Source organism: Lachnospira multipara ATCC 19207, assembly GCF_000424105.1.
In the GTDB taxonomy this organism is placed as follows: Bacteria; Bacillota; Clostridia; order Lachnospirales; family Lachnospiraceae; genus Lachnospira; species Lachnospira multipara.
Genome location: NZ_AUJG01000008.1, coordinates 56246 through 72749, shown reverse-complemented (window position 1 = coordinate 72749; position 16504 = coordinate 56246). Strand labels below are relative to the sequence as shown.

General features: G+C 35.9%; 17 protein-coding genes. 4 read left to right on the top strand and 13 right to left on the bottom strand.

Features of this window, described 5'->3' with window-relative positions:
• Positions 1–21: 21 nt before the first annotated feature.
• The 6 genes from G600_RS0107925 to G600_RS0107900 form a co-directional block, all read right to left on the bottom strand.
• Positions 22–642 carry a hypothetical protein gene (locus G600_RS0107925; RefSeq protein ID WP_027431468.1) on the bottom strand — a complete coding sequence of 207 codons (621 nt, stop codon included), beginning with the start codon at positions 640–642 and terminating at the stop codon, positions 22–24.
• Between the two features lie 10 nt (positions 643–652).
• Positions 653–1177: a hypothetical protein gene (locus G600_RS0107920; protein WP_027431467.1), complete on the bottom strand. Its 525-nt coding sequence runs from the start codon at positions 1175–1177 to the stop codon at positions 653–655.
• 143 nt (positions 1178–1320) lie between these two features.
• Positions 1321–3747 carry a leucine--tRNA ligase gene (gene leuS / locus G600_RS0107915; RefSeq protein WP_034245956.1) on the bottom strand — a complete coding sequence of 809 codons (2427 nt, stop codon included), beginning with the start codon at positions 3745–3747 and terminating at the stop codon, positions 1321–1323.
• Positions 3748–3880: 133 nt separating this feature from the next.
• Positions 3881–4054, bottom strand: coding sequence for a hypothetical protein (locus G600_RS15695; RefSeq protein WP_155885959.1), 174 nt, complete (start codon positions 4052–4054; stop codon positions 3881–3883).
• A 93-nt stretch (positions 4055–4147) separates the two neighbouring features.
• On the bottom strand, positions 4148–4420 hold the full coding sequence (locus tag G600_RS0107905; RefSeq protein WP_027431465.1) for a hypothetical protein: 273 nt from the start codon (positions 4418–4420) through the stop codon (positions 4148–4150).
• A 3-nt stretch (positions 4421–4423) separates the two neighbouring features.
• The gene (locus G600_RS0107900; protein ID WP_027431464.1) at positions 4424–4981 is read right to left on the bottom strand and encodes a GAF domain-containing protein; all 558 of its coding nucleotides are present in this window, start codon (positions 4979–4981) and stop codon (positions 4424–4426) included.
• A gap of 185 nt (positions 4982–5166) precedes the next feature.
• Here G600_RS0107900 and carB point away from each other — a divergent pair, with 185 nt between their 5' ends.
• On the top strand, positions 5167–8418 hold the full coding sequence (carB, locus tag G600_RS0107895) for a carbamoyl-phosphate synthase large subunit (RefSeq protein WP_027431463.1): 3252 nt from the start codon (positions 5167–5169) through the stop codon (positions 8416–8418).
• Between the two features lie 630 nt (positions 8419–9048).
• On the opposite strand, the gene G600_RS0107890 is transcribed toward carB, so the two are convergent.
• Positions 9049–9552 carry an NUDIX hydrolase gene (locus tag G600_RS0107890; RefSeq protein ID WP_027431462.1) on the bottom strand — a complete coding sequence of 168 codons (504 nt, stop codon included), beginning with the start codon at positions 9550–9552 and terminating at the stop codon, positions 9049–9051.
• Between the two features lie 80 nt (positions 9553–9632).
• Positions 9633–10277, bottom strand: a complete 645-nt coding sequence (locus tag G600_RS0107885) for an HAD-IA family hydrolase (protein ID WP_034245953.1) — start codon at positions 10275–10277, stop codon at positions 9633–9635.
• 165 nt (positions 10278–10442) lie between these two features.
• Between G600_RS0107885 and G600_RS0107880 the strand changes: the two genes are divergently transcribed.
• Positions 10443–10829: a hypothetical protein gene (locus tag G600_RS0107880; RefSeq protein ID WP_027431460.1), complete on the top strand. Its 387-nt coding sequence runs from the start codon at positions 10443–10445 to the stop codon at positions 10827–10829.
• Positions 10830–10871: 42 nt separating this feature from the next.
• Positions 10872–11228 (top strand): hypothetical protein, encoded by a 357-nt coding sequence (locus G600_RS0107875; protein ID WP_027431459.1) that lies wholly within the window; start codon positions 10872–10874, stop codon positions 11226–11228.
• A gap of 232 nt (positions 11229–11460) precedes the next feature.
• Here G600_RS0107875 and G600_RS0107870 read toward each other — a convergent pair whose 3' ends face one another.
• The 3 genes from G600_RS0107870 to G600_RS0107860 form a co-directional block, all read right to left on the bottom strand.
• Positions 11461–12423, bottom strand: a complete 963-nt coding sequence (locus tag G600_RS0107870) for a D-2-hydroxyacid dehydrogenase (RefSeq protein WP_027431458.1) — start codon at positions 12421–12423, stop codon at positions 11461–11463.
• A 16-nt stretch (positions 12424–12439) separates the two neighbouring features.
• Entirely contained in the window at positions 12440–13075 is a 636-nt protein-coding gene (locus tag G600_RS15040; RefSeq protein WP_051195422.1) for a DUF4190 domain-containing protein, read from the bottom strand.
• A gap of 89 nt (positions 13076–13164) precedes the next feature.
• Positions 13165–14337: a serine/threonine-protein kinase gene (locus G600_RS0107860; RefSeq protein ID WP_027431457.1), complete on the bottom strand. Its 1173-nt coding sequence runs from the start codon at positions 14335–14337 to the stop codon at positions 13165–13167.
• A gap of 160 nt (positions 14338–14497) precedes the next feature.
• On the opposite strand from G600_RS0107860, the gene G600_RS0107855 reads away from it, so the two are divergent.
• Positions 14498–14947, top strand: a complete 450-nt coding sequence (locus G600_RS0107855) for a hypothetical protein (protein ID WP_027431456.1) — start codon at positions 14498–14500, stop codon at positions 14945–14947.
• Between the two features lie 27 nt (positions 14948–14974).
• On the opposite strand, the gene G600_RS0107850 is transcribed toward G600_RS0107855, so the two are convergent.
• Both G600_RS0107850 and G600_RS0107845 read right to left on the bottom strand, forming a co-directional pair.
• Positions 14975–15658 carry a YoaK family protein gene (locus tag G600_RS0107850; RefSeq protein ID WP_027431455.1) on the bottom strand — a complete coding sequence of 228 codons (684 nt, stop codon included), beginning with the start codon at positions 15656–15658 and terminating at the stop codon, positions 14975–14977.
• A 58-nt stretch (positions 15659–15716) separates the two neighbouring features.
• Entirely contained in the window at positions 15717–16409 is a 693-nt protein-coding gene (locus G600_RS0107845) for a 5'-methylthioadenosine/adenosylhomocysteine nucleosidase (RefSeq protein ID WP_027431454.1), read from the bottom strand.
• Positions 16410–16504: the final 95 nt, after the last annotated feature.

Here is a 16504-nt window from a genome sequence, read left to right as displayed (position 1 = left end):
GGGTGGCTTTTTATAGAGATATTATTTTTGATATGGTAATTTTCTTTCTATGTTTTTTTCTAGTAAATTTTCTTCAAAGAAATCTCTAAGTTTATAAAAAACATCCTCTTTTACTAACTCTTTTTTAACCATAAAATTGTTTCCATCAGATATTATTTCATCTGTGATATATAGTTTGTTTAATATATAGTTATGATTATTTTTATTATCTATGTAGCTTAGATTATTTCCTGTGTAACTTATGTCATATACAATCTTTATATCATCAAGGTGTATATTCTTATATTTTATCCAACATAATATTCTATACTTTAAAGATAGGTTACATATTTTATATCCACTATCTAATTCACTAAAAAAACTTTTATAAATCCCTTTTAAACATAATAAACTTGTTATTATAACACCAAAAAATATCTGTATTACAGCTGCAAATTCTATTTCATAATAATATACTGAACACATCCTATATAGAAAAATACTAACAAATATTCCAATCAAGAATGTCATTAATGCCAATATTAAACCATATATTACTCTACATACATTATATATTTCTTTATGATGTTTTATAAAGTTGTTATATTTCATGCTTATTTTTTCTAAAAAATAATCCTTATTTGTATAAAATGAAATTATCATACTTTATTGCCTATCGATTATATGTAATCTTCCCTTTCGGTATATTTTCTTCTAACATTTTTTTAAGTGATTCGAATTCATGTTCCGAAGTTTTATTTTTACTTATAAATAAACGGTTCTTATTAATTATATAATTGTCCAAAATAATAATATCTTTTATTAAAACGCTATTTTTTGTATAAAGATTCGTAACTTTAATCTCTTCATTAAGCACATCGAATTTATAACAAATAGTCACTTTATAAACATCTTTACATTTAATTTTTAACCTCTTACTGAGACTTAACTCAAATATTTTCGGTACTTTATCTTGTCTTACTATCATATTATATGCTACAACATCATGTATAACTACTAACATTGCAAGTATAATTGTGAAATCAAAAGCTTCTAAAGAACCCCAATTCGAAACAACAAACACTATACAAGATGCAAAAAGTAAATAATGTATTATTTTTAATTTCTCGTCCTTAACAATTGTATTTTTTAAAAATTCTACCCAAAATTGTTCATCCGCTTTTATTGTTATTACCATTTAACCTCCCTAGAAGATAAGCACTTTATAAGTGCACTTAAAACTAATATTAATAAACCTTAAAAAATTCACAAAGGCCACCCCATTAGATGTCAGCTTCGCTGACGTGGGGCGGCCTACGTCTGCAATCATAGATTGCAGACTTATTTAGCAACTATATTAAAGATCTTTCCCTTAACATAGATTTCTTTTATAATATTCTTTCCTTCAAGTGCCTTAGCAACTCCAGCAACTTCCTTACCTCTTGCCTTTACTGATGCTTCATCTTCGTCAACTGCGATTTCAAGAGTACCACGGACTTTACCGTTTACCTGAACACCGATTTCTACTGTGTCATCCTTACACTTGTCTTCATCGTATGTTGGCCACTGCTCATAAGCAATTGTGTTATCATGGCCTAAGAGCTGCCATAATTCTTCGCCGATATGTGGACAAATACATGAAAGCATCTTAATGAATCCTTCTGCATAAACCTTTGGACACTTTTCCTTAACTGCTGCATTCATGAAGATCATCATCTGAGAAATAGCTGTATTAAAGCCAAGTGTTTCAAAATCAGATGTAACCTTCTTAACTGTCTTGTGGTAAACCTTTTCAAGGGCTCCACCTTCGCCATCAATTAAGTTCTCTTCTACTGAGAAGTAGTTCCAAACCTTGTTTAAGAATCTTCTTGCACCTTCTACACCTTCATTAGACCAAGGCTTAGAAGCTTCAAGAGGTCCCATAAACATTTCATATAATCTAAGTGTATCAGCACCGTAATCTCTTACGATATCTGAAGGATTAACTACGAATTCTGGGAATCTCTTACCCATCTTAATACCATTAGAACCAAGAATCATACCCTGGTGTACTAACTTCTTGAATGGTTCCTTAACTGGTGAAATGCCCTGATCGTAAAGGAATCTATTCCAGATTCTTGAATACATTAAGTGACCTACTGCATGCTCTGGTCCACCAATATAAAGATCAACTGGTAACCAATGCTTAAGAAGTTCTGGATCACATAATTCCTTATCATTCTTTGGATCAATATATCTCATGTAATACCATGATGAACCTGCTGAACCTGGCATTGTAGAAGTTTCTCTCTTACCCTTAATGCCATTGTGGTCATACATCTTCCATTCTGTAGCATTCTCAAGAGGAGCCTGTCCGTTCTTGCCCTTGTAATCCTCAAGTTCAGGAAGGATAAGTGGTAATTCATCATCATCTAACACATGAATCTGTCCATCTTCTAAGTAAACTACAGGAACTGGTTCACCCCAGTATCTCTGTCTTGCGAAAATCCATTCTCTAAAGTGGTAGTTAGCTGTACGCTTAGCAACACCCATCTTCTCAAGCTTAGAAGTGATTGCTTCCTTAGCTTCTTCAACAGTTAAACCTGTGAATTCTTCTGAGTTAATAAGCTTGCAGCCCTTGCCTAAATAATCCTGCTTTTCAAATGCATGCTCTGAAACATCTGCGCCTTCAATAACCTGAATCATAGGAATATTGTGAGCGATAGCATATTCAAAATCTCGCTGATCATGACTTGGAACAGCCATAACAGCACCTGTACCATAGCTTGCAAGTACGAAATCACCGATAAATAAAGGTACTTCCTTGCCATTAACCGGGTTAATACAAGTAACACCCTCAAGTGGACAACCTGACTTAGTCTTATTAAGTTCAGTTCTATCCATGTCGTTTTTCTTCAAAGTTTCATCAATGTATGCCTGAACTTCTTCTAAGTTCTTAACTCTTGGAAGTAAGCTCTTAACAATCTCTCCATCTGGAGCAAGTACCATAAATGTAATACCATAAATTGTTTCAATACATGTTGTAAAGATAGAGAACTCGCCACCACCAACGATCTGGAACTTAACCTCAACACCTTCAGACTTACCAATCCAGTGTCTCTGCATTTCCTTAGTTGATTCTGGCCAATCAATTTCATTTAAACCTTCAAGTAACTTATCTGCAAAAGCAACCTGGTCAATTACCCACTGCTTCATGTTCTTACGAACTACTGGATAACCGCCACGCTCTGACTTACCATCAATAACCTCATCATTAGAAAGAACTGTACCTAATTCCTCGCACCAGTTAACAGGCATATCGATATATTTTGCATAACCTTCCTTATATAACTGCTTGAAAATCCACTGAGTCCACTTATAGAATGATGGATCACTAGTAGCAATTAACTTATCCCAGTCGTAGTCAAAACCAAGTTCCTTTAACTGACCAGTGAAAGTCTGAATATTCTTCTGTGTAAAGCCATTAGGATGATTACCTGTCTGTACAGCGTACTGCTCAGCTGGAAGACCAAATGAATCATATCCCATTGGATGAAGGACATTGTAGCCCTGCATTCTCTTCATTCTTGAAATAATATCTGTTGCTGTGTAGCCTTCTGGATGACCTGCATGAAGGCCTACACCTGATGGATATGGGAACATATCAAGTGCGTAGAATTTAGGCTTTGAGAAATCCCAAACGTCTGTTGCAAATGTCTTGTTCTCCTCCCAATATTTCTGCCACTTTGGCTCAATCGATTTCGGATTGTAATTAGTTGTATTAGCCATAATCTTAGTCCTTTCATTTATGACAATTTTATTCTAGGGTTTACACCCGTCACATTTACTATATTAGTGCAAATGCATACACTCACACGAATTCTAGTATAAAATTTATTACAACTATTGTCAACGCAAGTTCCTAGTCCTCTGTATCTGTAAGACTAATAGCGCCAACAAGCATAACTACTAGAAAAACCACAGCTACAATACATGTGAAAATGTTATCATTTCTTTGCATTTTCTTGTAATTACTTTTAGTTGCCTTCTTCATTTTCTTTGTGAATTTCTTCCATAATTTTTTAAAGTTTGCCATAGCTAATCCCCCTCATATTAAATTTGTTTTTGAAAATGTATCAGCACATTTTTAGTTGCAATACATTTTAAAAAATTCCATTAAAGAATCGTCTTAATCCTCCTCTATGACCTCAATCTCAAGATAAGAAAAGTCGATTTCTTCCACAAAATTATCTTGAATAAATTTTACCTTACTATGTCTTTTGAAATCTTCTATATTTGAATTTAGCCAGATAGGTTCTCCCAAATCAAACTCATAGCAAGCATCTCTTAGGCCATTTAAAATCTTTCTTGTTCTATTTAAATTTGGATCATCATTTTCAATAACCGTATCCTTAACTAAATGTCTGCCTTCATCAAAAATTTTACACCAAAGTCTAAACATATCTTACCTCTCCCAAGAAACCTTCTCTTCTAATACTGCGATACATTTTAATAAGCCTTCCTCATCCTCTTTAGAAAAACGATTCTTGTAAGGGCTATCAATATCAAGTAAACCAATGATTTCACCATTCTTATGAATAGGAAGAACTATTTCTGAATTAGAAGCGCTATCGCAGGCAATGTGTCCAGGAAATTCATTAACATCTTTAACTAACATCACCTTATCCTCTTTAACTGCAGTGCCGCAAACCCCGTTACCTACTGCTATCTTAACGCAGGCATTCTTTCCGTTAAAAGGGCCAAGAATCAAATCGTAAGGAGAACGTTCCTTATTAGAATGATTGTGGGCGCTTAAATTCTGTTCCTTAACTTCCTTTTTATCAAGGCCTAAGAACTTCTCTGTTAAATAAAAACCTGCCCAGTTTAAATCCTCTAAATTCTCCATAACTAATGCGCTAGCATTGGCAAGCACCGGTATAAAGTGGTCTTCTATCTCAATAAAGCCCTCAAACTGAGCCTTTAAAATGTCGTAATCTGTCTCATTTTTCTTAATATAGTCCATAATATTTCCTTCCATTTGTTCTTAAATTTATATAAAAGTGTAGCAATACATTTGCAAAAAATCAATTAATTAATAGAATAGTAGCTTTACAAGTGCTATAATATCTTTAATAGGGTGAAGCGTTAAATCGCATCGCCTAAAACTAGCATGTCAGCATGCTAATCAGAAAGGGAGGATAGTTTAAAATGTCGCAAAGAACAGATATCAAAAAGATTCTCATAATAGGCTCTGGTCCTATTATCATTGGACAGGCTTGCGAGTTCGATTACTCAGGAACACAGGCTTGTAAGGCACTTCGCCAGCTAGGTTATGAAATAGTCCTAGTTAATTCCAACCCAGCTACAATTATGACAGATCCAGAAATGGCAGATGTAACCTACATCGAACCTCTTAACACTAAGAGACTGGAACAGATTATTGCTAAAGAGAGACCAGATGCTCTTTTGCCTAATCTTGGTGGCCAATCAGGTCTTAATTTGTGTGCCGAATTGAATAAAGAGGGCATTTTAGAAAAATATAATGTGCAAGTTATTGGCGTTCAGGTCGACGCTATTGAACGAGGCGAGGATAGAATTGAGTTTAAGAATACTATGAATAAGCTCGGCATTGAAATGGCTCGCTCAGAGGTTGCTTACTCCGTTGAGGAGGCCTTAAAGATTGCTGAAGATCTTCACTACCCTGTGGTTTTACGTCCTGCCTACACAATGGGCGGTGCCGGTGGTGGTATTGTCTACAACAAAGAAGAATTAAAGACAGTTTGTGAGCGTGGCTTGCAGGCAAGTTTAGTGGGCCAGGTTTTAGTAGAAGAATGTGTACTTGGCTGGGAAGAACTAGAACTTGAGGTTGTCCGCGATAAAGAAGGCAACATGATTACAGTTTGTTTTATTGAAAATGTTGATCCTATGGGAGTTCACACAGGTGACTCTTTCTGTACTGCTCCGATGCTTACTATTTCTGAAGATGTACAAAAGCGCCTTCAGGAGCAGGCCTATAAAATCGTTGATTCTATTCAAGTAATTGGCGGTACTAACGTTCAATTTGCTCACGACCCTGTGTCCGATAGAATCATCGTAATAGAGATTAATCCTAGAACTTCTCGTTCTTCTGCCCTTGCATCAAAGGCAACTGGTTTCCCTATCGCCTTAGTTTCTGCAAAGCTTGCAGCAGGACTTACACTTTCAGAGATTCCTTGTGGAAAATACGGAACTCTTGATAAATACAAGCCTGACGGCGATTATATAGTTGTAAAATTTGCTAGATGGGCCTTTGAAAAATTCAAGGATGTAGAAGATCACCTAGGTTCTCAGATGCGCGCCGTAGGTGAGGTTATGAGTATTGGCAAGACTTACAAGGAAGCCTTCCAGAAGGCTATTCGTTCCCTTGAGAAAAATAGATATGGATTAGGTCATGTTAAAGATTTTGATACACTTTCAAAAGAAAAGCTTTTAATGAAACTTAATACCCCTAATTCAGAGAGACATTTTATGATGTATGAAGCTCTTAGAAAGGGCGCTACTGTTGAGGAAATTCATGATATTACAAAGGTTAAGAAATATTTTATTGAACAAATGAAGGAATTAGTGGAAGAGGAAGAGTATCTTGTTAAGAAGTATCTTGGCAAGATTCCATCTAAAGAGGACTTAAAGAAGGCCAAGGAGGATGGTTTCTCTGATAAGTATTTAAGCCAGATTTTACAGGTTTCACAAACTAACATTAGACATGCAAGAGAGGATGCCGGCATCTTAGAGGCTTGGGATAGCGTTCATGTTTCAGGCACCAAAGATAGTTCTTACTTCTATTCAACTTATGTTGGCGAGGATAAAAATCCTATTAAATCTGACAAGCCTAAGGTTATGATTCTTGGCGGAGGTCCTAACAGAATCGGACAGGGTATTGAATTTGACTACTGTTGCGTTCATGCCGCTCAGTCTTTAAAGAAGCTAGGCTTTGAAACAATCATTGTTAACTGTAACCCTGAAACGGTTTCAACAGACTATGATACTTCTGATAAGCTTTATTTTGAGCCACTTACTTTAGAAGATGTTTTAAGCATTTACAAAAAAGAACAGCCAGTTGGCGTTATTGCTCAGTTTGGTGGTCAAACTCCTCTTAATCTTGCAAGTAAGCTTAAGAAAAACGGCGTAAAGATTCTTGGTACAAGCCCTGAGGTTATTGACCTTGCAGAGGATAGAGACCAGTTTAGAGCAATGATGGACAAACTCGGAATTCCTATGCCAGAGTCGGGAATGGCTGTTGACACTAAGGATGCCATTAATATTGCAAATAAAATTGGCTATCCGGTTATGGTTCGTCCTTCTTATGTTCTTGGCGGCCGTGGCATGGAAGTTGTCTATGACGATGAACAAATGACAGAGTACATGGCGGCAGCAATAGGTGTAACTCCTGATAGACCTATACTTATAGATAGATTTTTACAACACGCCCTTGAATGTGAAGCTGATGCTATTAGTGACGGACTCCACGCCTATGTTCCTGCAGTTATGGAACACATCGAGCTTGCTGGTATTCACTCTGGAGATTCTGCTTGCATCATTCCTTCAAAGCACATCCCTACTGAGATTCTTCGCACAATCAAGGAATATACAAGAAAGATTGCAGAGGAAATGCATGTTGTGGGTCTTATGAATATGCAGTATGCCATTGAAAAGGGCAAGGTTTACGTACTTGAAGCTAATCCAAGAGCTTCCCGTACTGTGCCTCTAGTTTCTAAGGTTTGTAACATTCGCATGGTGCCTCTTGCTACTGATATCATAACTTCAGAAATAACCGGCAGACCTTCTCCTGTGCCAAATCTTAAGGATCAAAACATTCCTTACTTTGGTGTTAAGGAAGCGGTCTTCCCATTTAACATGTTCCCAGAAGTAGATCCATTACTTGGACCTGAAATGCGCTCTACTGGTGAGGTTTTAGGTATTGCAAGAAATGAGGGCGAGAGTTTCTACAAAGCTCAAGAAGCTGCAAAGCAAACTCTTCCTTTAACAGGAACTGTCTTAATTGCAGTTAACAAGGCCGACAAGCCTTATATTGCTGAGATTGCTAACCTCTTTAAGGAGAGCAATTTCAAGATTGTTGCTACTGAGGGCACTTGCAAGATTATTAACGCTGCCGGAATTCCAGCAGATCGTATTTACAAAATATATGAGGGTCGCCCAAACATCATCGATGCCATAAATAACGGAGAAATCGACTTAATCGTCAACTCTCCAGTTGGCAAGGATTCTGCCTATGATGATTCTTACTTAAGAAAAGCAGCCGTTAAGGCAAAGATTCCATATATCACAACTGTTGCAGCTGCCAAGGCCGCAGCTACAGGTATCAAGACAATTAACGAAGCCCACCAGGCAAGAAAGGACAGCGAGGTCAACTCCCTTCAGGATTGGCATAAGCTAATCAGTCCAGTGGTGGAGTCAATTTAGTAAGTATTTAGACACTTTCCGGGATGCTTACGAGTTATGGAGCTCGTTGCATCCCGGTTTTTTGTTGCTTCCCGGGGATTTGTGCCTAGTGGAGCTTGGTTTCATCCCGTCCGGCTGGCATTTCCCGGGGATTTGTGCCTAGTGGAGCTTGGTTTCATCCCGGTTTTTTGCTGTTTCCCGGAGCTTTGTGCCCCCAACTTGCTTTTCTCACACTTTCAGGCACAAATTCTATTAAATTCTTGGAAGCTACCTTCTATTCCTTGTGCTCTTTTTCTTCTATCTCGTCCTTAGAGGCACAAACAAGCTTTTTCCTCTATTTCCTTGCGGAATTTTCTGTGCCTTTTTTCCCGCATTAAGCTTCTGGTAAGCACAAACTCGCTTTTATAATCATTACAGCTATGGGAATTGCTGTGCCTTTTTTAGTGTTTTTCGCTCCGAGAAGCACAAACTTGCTTTTTGTAAGCTAAATTTCTCTGTTAAGTCCCGGAAGCTGGTGGCTGAAATGAGAGATATCACACACGAAAGGCACAAGCCCCCATATTAAGTAAGCACCCTCCATACAGCTTCCCCCATCAGCACAACAAAGCCCCCACCAATGCTTCGCATTGGTGGGGGCTTCCCTATCCTATCTTAGAACCACTCATGTTCTACTAATTCATTTCCTACATAAATTAACTTAAGATTGAAGAAATCTCTATCTTCTTCTAATGCCTTTAAGAAGAGCTTGTCGCCTTCCCAGATTGGTAAGTCGTAGATGTCTTTTATCTTCACCCACTTTAACTTGCCTTCATCGCAAGGAAAGTTTGTGCCGCAGGTTTCTTCATCTCCTGAGAAATCTTCTGATAAAAAGACGTGAACGTATTCGCAGATTCCGTTGCGCTTCTTTTCGTAATCTTCCCTGTTGTCAAAGGCAACAAAGGTTACGATGCCGCGGAAGTCTGGCTTATTTACTGTGTAACCTGTTTCTTCCTTTACTTCTCTTATGATGCATTCACTTGGACTTTCATAAGCCTCGAAGTGTCCTCCGATTCCAAGCCACTTATCCTTATTAATGTCATGCTTTTTTGAAACTCTGTGAAGCATGAGATAACTGTCGTTTTTTTTCAAATAAATTAGGGTTGTTAACTCTGCCATCTTCTATCTCCTTTAACTATGTAATCCACAAAGCGTTACATTTTCATAACCATTTTCAACAAAAAGCAACTGGCTTTCCACTATCCCACAATATCCAAAATCTCCATTGGCTTTTCTACGATATATGTAGAACCACACTCCTCTAATTCCTTGCGAGTGCCGTAGCCGTACTCTGCGCCGATTGAATCTATGCCCACCTTATTAGCGGCGTTAATATCGAATAATCTATCGCCAATCATGACGCAAGTAGAGATATCGTCTACATTTTCCATGGCAAAAACTCGACGAATTAGCTCGTCCTTGCCGTGAGTCTTTGAGTTAGGATCTGATCCCACAACTCCAGCAAAATACTTGTCGATGCCGAAGTGGTCAACGATTGCCTTGGCCATACGCTCAACCTTTGAAGTTACTACATAGAGCTTCTTGCCCTTTGCGTGTAGCTTCTTTAAAACCTCTTCAATGCCCTCGTAGAGCGGAGCGTTGAAAAGAGTTGTAGATTCATAATATTCTCTGAAAATCTTCACGCCCTTGTTGGCCTTTTCTTCGTCGTAACCAAGAATTCCCACGAAAGAATCATAAAGAGGAGGGCCGATAAATTTTAGCATTGTTTCCTTGCTAGTCTCTTCCTCTCCCATCTTTTTTAGAGTATATTCAATGGCCTGTAAAATACCAAATTCAGACTGTGTCAATGTTCCATCCAAATCAAAAAATACATAATTATACATTTTAAAAATGTCCTTTTCTTTCAAAAATTTCCTATTAAGACAAAGACCTTTTTTCGTCTTAAACATTGTTTAAGATTATACCATTACGTTGTTTATTAGACAACATTGTGCTATTATTACAATGTTATTTAAACTATTTTTAGATAATATTTAAGGAGGGATTATATGGCATGTTTTTTAGTTCCTACAGCAGGAGCAGTTGCAGCAGGCGTCGCTTCTAAGGTTGCAAAGAAGAATGAACAGTATGAAAGAAAAGAAGAAAGTACTAATCAGATTCAGGCAATTCCTGTTTCAAGAAAGTTGTCTTGGTTAGTGAAAATGTTAATCGGCGGTGCAGTTTTACTTGCCTTTGAGCATGTATGGCACGGTGAGGTTGTTCCTTTCTTCCCATTCTTAACTGCAATGGAGGACCCATCATCAATGGCTGAGATGTTCCATGAAATGGCTACTGTTGGTATCACAATGACAGGAATTATCCTTGTTGTTTGGATTGGAATGTTAGTTGTTGTTTCAGCAATGGAAAAGAAGCTATTAAAGGCTAAGGCTAACTAATTTAGCTAGCACTAATAACTAAAAAATAAAAGGGGAACATTTATGACATTACTTATATCTACAATTGCAGCAATTATTGCTACAGTAATTTGGTATGTAAATCCAAAGGCTCGCCAGTTAAAATGCGGAATTCTTATTTGGTTATTTTGGGGTGCTTCACTTATGTGGCTTGGAGATGCTATTTTTGAATATGCAGAATTAAAGGCTGCTTACTTTACACCAAGCGCAGCTGATATGTTAAATGATACATTCCTTGGTTTATCAGTAGTTGTGCTTGCTCTTATTATATGGGTAGTTTATATGTTAATTACTGATCCACTAGGAACATTAAAGTCTGAGCTTTTCTTAAAGCAGAATGAAAATGAATCTAAGAAAGACAGCTTTAAGAAGGCAAACTAAATTTTTCAACTAAGCTAGACCAATAGCAAAAAAGTCGCTTTTATTCAAACTATAGTTTTGAATAAAAGCGACTTTTTATATTTTTATTTATCTATTACTGTTTTTTATCATATAATTTTCTAGCAAATAACAAGCTCCCAGCTATGCAAGCTAGGAGCTGTTTTTGGAATATTCCTCTATGTCAGAAGAAGCGTTATTTAATATGATTAATTAACAAAGAGGTTATACATTTTTACACAATAACGTTTCTTTCACGACCCTCGAAATATGCGACAATATTTTCATAAATCTCATCCATTAATCTTTCTCTTGCCTCATGAGTTGCCCAAGCAATGTGAGGTGTAATGATTAACTTGTCGCTATCTTTAATCTTAAGGAGTGGATTGTCCTTAGCAATTGGCTCTACGCTAATTACGTCAAGACCTGCAGCGCTAATTCTTCCCTCTTCTAAAGCCTTAGCTAAATCTGCATCGTTAACAATAGGTCCACGACCTAAGTTAAGTAAAACCGCACTCTTCTTCATCTTAGAAAGATTTTCATAATTAAATAAGTTATTAGTGTATTCATTAAGTGGTGCATGAATTGAAATAATGTCTGATTCTTTCAATAATTCATCAAGTTCTACCTGCTTATATGGGCTGTCATACTTGTGACCACTAGCTGAGAAAACTAACACTTCGCAACCAAAATCTGTGGCGATTTTAGCTACCTTTGAGCCTATATTTCCAAGCCCTACAATACCCCATTTCTTACCTTTTAATTCATAAAAAATGTTATTAAAATATGAGAATACTGGCCAGTTTGCATAACTTCCGTCTTTTACGAACTCGTCGTAATGTCTCATTTTTTCATAAAGATAAAAGAGTAAAGCAAATGTATGCTGTACCACTGAATCTGTAGAATAGCCTGCTACATTTGCCACTCTAATTCCTTTTTCTTTAGCATATTCAATATCAATATTGTTGTATCCTGTTGCAGCTTCTGCAATTACTTTCAAATTCGGAGCGGCATCTATGGCCTCCTTGTTCATAAGAATCTTGTTTACAATTACTACGTCAGGATTGTGTTTCTTTAGTCTTTCTAGAGCCTCACTTGGATTAGAACGCTCATATTTTGTCACATTTCCTAACTTATCAAACTTATCTAGCGAAATATCCTCGCCATAAACGCTAGATTCCAACATTAAAATTTCCATAAATACCTCCTAACTTCTAGTACCTGCTCACCTCCACTACTTTAAATGAAGCAGCTTCATAGCTTGCAATTTCATCACTTGAAATATATTCGAAACAATCAAAGACCTGGCTTTGATTAGCTCCCAAATCATTAACATAAATATAATCATCGCCAATTCTGCTGCCATTAGCATCAATAGCTTCCACATGAATTGAATAACTTGTTGTCTCAGCTTCAAGATTTGTTACTGTTACTGGTAACTTTGTTGAAGTTATAAATGCACTGTTATCAACACTAAATGCGCCAAATGAAACCTTAATAGATTTCTCTAATAATTGATCTGTATTAGATCCGTCTAAATCATCAAAAGCAGTATCCATTTCACTAATTGCATCATCCAATGCCTTAGATACGCTTTCCTGCATATAAAGTGTAATTGCACAAGCCGCAACACCAAGAACTAAACCAACAAAAGCACTTGCCTTACTAGCTCTCTTAATTAAGCTCACTAATCCAAAAATCACTGCCAACACACCAAGAATAAAAGCTGCGTTATTAATAATTGGAATGAAAGATAATACAATCCCAACAATGCCTAATACTAATGCTGCAGTTGCAAAACCACTGTGTCTGTTTTCCTTTTTTACTTCGTTTTTCATTTCCTCTGCCATAAAAATGACCTCCTCGTTATTTTTTACTTAACGAGAATATCAATTTTCATTTGGCACTTGGTACGCTGATAGCGGACTTTTTAAGTCCTTTAATATATGGCCTCTATTATACTCCAAATTATTACTATTACCGAAAATGCTAATAAAATAATTATAATGTACCAAATTATCGCAAATATTACGTACAAGATTTTATTATTAGTTTTCATTAAGGGTAGTTTATCTCTAATTCCTCTATAATTAAAAATGACAAACGATAAAAAATAAAAGCAACAAGTTATATATATCGTACAAATCATTCCTATTATGAGATTATTAGATTGAGTATACGGTGGTAAATAACAACTCCAAGCAAAAATAAAAGAACAAATGTAATAGAGCAATGCCAAAACAATCTTTATTTTATTTCCAGATCTAAATCCTGGTAACTTCCAACTTTTAGTATCGAATCGACTATTTGTTTTTCGTAACATTTTACTATCATATATCTTTTTCAAATTATAAGACATATGATTCTTATGGAAAAAAATAATAGCCTCCATAAATTCATCAATACTCTTAAAGCGTTTTTCTGGGTCTAGTTGTGTTGCCTTAAGCACTATCTCCTTAAATACGCCCTCAACCATCTTATTCTTAGGATAGTCTCCTGTTAACATCTCATTGAAAACAATGCCCAAAGCATATATATCTGTTCTTTCATCCGAAGAGTGAAAGCCAAGGCCAATCTGTTCTGGTGCGAAGTATTCAGGAGTCCCTATTAATCTCGTATCTGTGTTGGTTTCCCTATTAATTTCCTTGCCAGAGTCCACATCCACAATCTTAACTTCCCCAGTCCTTGTAATAATAATATTATCTGGCTTTATGTCCCTATTTATAAAGTTCTTTTTATGCAAATGTTGTAAGCCCTTACATATATCTATTATTATTTTAACACTTTCATCCTCGGAAAGATGTCCATTTTTTTCAATTCTTCGACTTAAAGTTTCCCCGCTTATGTACTCCTCTATAATAATTAGTTTTTCCTTTAAATCTCCGTCATTAGAAGGATTCTCATCATCTAATATACATTCACTTATGATTGGAAAGAAAATATTCTTCGTTTCCTTGAGGTAGTCATATATCTTCTTATTATAGTTTTCTAGTTCTTTTTTTACATAAAATTGTTTATCAACTAAACTTCTAACTAAACTAACATTATGACCTTCATCCACCTCATCAACAGTTTCATACATAGCCAACGCTACTTTCTCGTATTCTGTCATATTTCCTCTTTGTTATCTAATAATTAATCCCCAAATATCCCTTAGAGATACTTTTATTTGTTTCTAAAATATTATATCATAAATCTAGTGTCCATCAATATTTGATGGCACTTTATTTTGCTAAAGGATAATGTTTTATCATGTTAATGGGGAGGGTATTATGGCAAACCATCAAAAGGATACTGTAGAACTGTTTAATTATTTAAAATCCGTCAAGAATGAAAAGGATTTACAAGATTATCTAAGCTATGTTAAAGGACAGGAGCTTAGCTTTAGTCAATATTATAATGACATTTTAGCAAAAAAGAATATTAGTTTAAATGAAGCTAGAGTAAATTCTGGTCTTTCTAAAGGCTATGCTTACGATATAATAAATGGTAAAAAAACAAATCCCTCAAAAAACAAAATACTAGCTTTAATCGTTTCCGCTCATATGGATGTAAAGGAAGCTAATAAAGCACTTAGGCTAATTAACAAAGGAAGTCTTGACCCAAAAAATCCTCGAGATTTTTGCGTCATATCTCACCTTTTACATGATAATTATGATATTAATTCTATTAATCAGGAAATATATGATTTGACACAAGATGAAAGCTTACTTCTACTGTAACTTTTTGATATACATGTCAATTTGCCCTTATTTCCTAATCTCCATGGCCATAAGTCCTATAGCTACAATCAAGAAAGCACAGCTTATCCATATAGCATGAATTCCTATATCTTTTGAAAATGTTCCACCAATTCCTGCACCTATTGCAAAAATAAAGATTACGATAAAATAATATGCTGCCTTTTTTAGAGTTTCTCTTTTTCTTGTTCTTGTAAACGCTGATAATGCCGCCATTCCGCTTCGTAAATTTCCTATACACATTGTTGTTGCATAAGCATTACCACTTACTTTTCTAAACGCTTGAACCTGCATTGCACAAGCTAGAGACACTAAAGAATTAGCTAAAATATTGTATTTTAAAGGCATAAAGCCTACTACAAAAAGTATTATGATTTCTATTAATAGTACAATTTGTCTCCAATGCACTTTTTTAGAGTATTTAAACTTAAAGCCAATTTGCTCTGCTATAAATACTCCAAGGGCAAAGGCCACTAATGGGACTAGGTACTTAAGTGCATATAGATACTCATTTTTCATAAAATGCGTACTCATAAGCACAATGTTTCCTGTCTGAGCGTTAGCAAATACATTTCCTCTTAAAATATATGTATAAGCATCTTGAAAGCCCCCTGAAAACGCTAGAAAAAGCCCCACAATTAAAGCCTCTGACATCTGTTCTTGTTTTGTAAGTCTACTTGCTAATGATCTCATTTCATTTCCTCTTTTTTATTCCTAAAAAATCCGCCGCAAGTTTGCGACGGATTAAATGTTAAATATTAGCTACTAATTCCTTTAATAACTTAACTGAATTAGCAATTGCTTGCTTTTCAAATGTTGGATAATCCAGTGTTGCTGAATCATCTGCCTTATCTGAAATAGCTCTAAGAATAAGGAATGGAACCTTATTGATATATGATACCTGTGCTATTGCAGCACCTTCCATCTCTGTACAGTATCCATGGAATGTTGATTCAATTCTTTCCTTTACTTCTCTATCAGAAACGAACTGATCACCAGATACTACTCTACCAACATATCCTTTAATTTCAGGTAAAACCTTAGCAACTGCTTCACTTGCAAGCTTTACTAATCTTTCATCTGCCTTAAAAGAAAGTGTATCCATTCTTGGAATCTGTCCTAGTTCATAACCAAAACCTGTTGCATCCATATCATGATGTAGTACATCACTTGAAATAACGATATCAGCGATATCAATCTTTGCATTTAATGAGCCTGCAATTCCTGTATTAATTACGTAGTCTGCTTTAAAATCATCTACTAAAATCTGAGTACAAGCTGCAGCATTACATTTACCAATTCCTGAACGTACAACACAAACTTCCTTTCCGTTTAATGTTCCAGCTCTGAAATTCATACCTGCTTTAGACTCTTCCTTTGTAATGTCCATTGCAGCTACAATCTGCTCAACTTCTTCATCCATTGCGCCAATAATTCCTATCATAGGGCAGCATCCCTCCTTTTGTTATTAATTTTCTAATCTCTTAAATAATAATCGATTGTTTTTATTTCATTCTAATAATAGACTTTATTTATTAT